The sequence below is a fragment of the Photorhabdus bodei genome, from assembly GCF_003287735.1.
GTDB classification, from domain to species: Bacteria; Pseudomonadota; Gammaproteobacteria; order Enterobacterales; family Enterobacteriaceae; genus Photorhabdus; species Photorhabdus kayaii.
The window spans coordinates 1-1683 of sequence record NZ_NSCM01000117.1 but is presented as its reverse complement, the minus strand read 5'-3'; the positions used below and the strand labels follow the sequence as shown (position 1 = coordinate 1683).

The following is a 1683-nucleotide window of genomic DNA, read 5'->3' as shown; positions in this document are numbered from 1 at the left end:
TTGCAGTATGGGCATTCCATCCGTGGTATTAACTGGATCACCTTACTTTCCAAGCGATTTGTAAACCGACTGGGTGGGGAATATTGGATACGTCAGGTGCTGCGTCCCTACCGGGATGTGGTGATTACTTCTTACCGTGATGGCCTGATAATCCGGGCCGGTCAATACCCGGACTTAACGCCACTGCCGGGCAGTGTCCCGGAGAGTTATTTTGCGATTAATCAGCTGATACGCCCGATACGGGTCATTCCCCGTGAAGGTCATTCCCTGCATTTTTATGGTGCCGGTCATTTTGATGATATTTCCACACTGGCCTGGTATGCCCGTTATGACCGGGGGCCGCTGCAAGTGACTCCTCTGAGAGGTGACCATCCCGCACTGGTCAGCGGGATCTGGCGAACCGATAGCCTGCCCGGTCAGCAGTTCTTCTTTGCTCAGGGCGCGATGGCTTTTGATGTTGAAGGTGCGGAGACGGGCACAACCGTCTGGCATTTAATACGAGAAACGGAAAATATGACGGAGTAAATAATGCGAAGTGTCGTGGAAAGTAAAAAAATTATCCTTAAAGGTGATACCACAACAACCGGAGGCGAGGTTTTAAATGGTTCCGGTTTGGTAAACCAACAACTATCGGTTGCTTGTAAAGGTACCCCGGTGTTTTGTCCCGCCTGTAAACAAACCGGCGTGATTGCGGAAGGTTCTAACTTGTTCAATATACAAGGAATACCTGTCGCGCTGGAGGGACACCTTGTTAATTGTGGTTGCCCAACCGGCGCTTGTCGATTACAGGTACGGTCATAACTATCCAATGCTATACCCGTCATCTTTCAAGCTGCCTCTTTGTTGGCTGCACTCACTCACCCCGGTCACAGAGTTATCTATGCTCCCGGGGATTCACTCCCTTGCCGCCGCGATGCAACTTGAAATCCATAGGGTATAAAACTTTAATTACAATACCCGTAAAACCAGAGCAGGTTTTAAACTGTGATTAAAAGTTATTTTTTTAACGTATGATTTTAATCGGTATCTGGTTTTAATCGTTTTTTATCTTTTGGCTATATGCTTTTTGCGAAATTTAAACATTATGATATATCATGGTGTTACGTTTAAACGAACGTTAATCATATCCGATTTATTTTGACTGACATTGTTTTATAGATATTGTTTTACCAACATTGTTTTACTGACATTTTTTTACCAATGTTGTTTTACTGGCAATTTTGCGGGGTTTTATAAATCATCACCCTTTATCTTTTCTTTATAAATCACTAATAAATAGCTTGATGGTATGAAAATACCGTTAATGTTTTTTAGGATAGCTCCTTTTTTAGCACTTAAATCCGGCTAAATTAATCTTTTTATCTCTTTTTATCTCTTTTTATCTCTTTTTATCTCTTTTTATCTCTTTTTTATCGCATTTTTTTATTGATTTCTTCGTGAAATGAGGGTGAGAAAATACTTGAATGTCAGTCTATTCTATTAATATTATTTTACGTGATTATTTCTTTTCAACTCTCGGTTAATGGTTAGTGAATTTCGACTAAATGTCATTAATTACACTACTGAAAACTTTAATTTTCTTGGTTAAATCAGTCTATTGAATGAAGTATTTAATCTCTCCCTGTTTGTCTTTTTAAATAGTCATAGCTGGTTAGGTAAATGTAAAATAAGTGGAGTGTAGTA

Annotated in this window: 2 protein-coding genes; both read left to right on the top strand. The window is 40.2% G+C overall.

Features of this window, described 5'->3' with window-relative positions; genetic code table 11:
- A partial coding sequence (locus CKY02_RS22950; RefSeq protein WP_146747494.1) for a type VI immunity family protein occupies window positions 1-525 on the top strand: 525 nt, incomplete at its 5' end.
- Between the two features lie 3 nt (window positions 526-528).
- Window positions 529-801: a PAAR domain-containing protein gene (locus tag CKY02_RS22945; RefSeq protein WP_112897000.1), complete on the top strand. Its 273-nt coding sequence runs from the start codon at window positions 529-531 to the stop codon at window positions 799-801.
- Window positions 802-1683: the final 882 nt, after the last annotated feature.

Excerpts from the sequence above, each read along its gene's own strand:
- CKY02_RS22945 (WP_112897000.1), top strand. The coding sequence starts at position 529 with ATGCGAAGTGTCGTGGAAAGTAAAAAAATTATCCTTAAAGGTGATACC.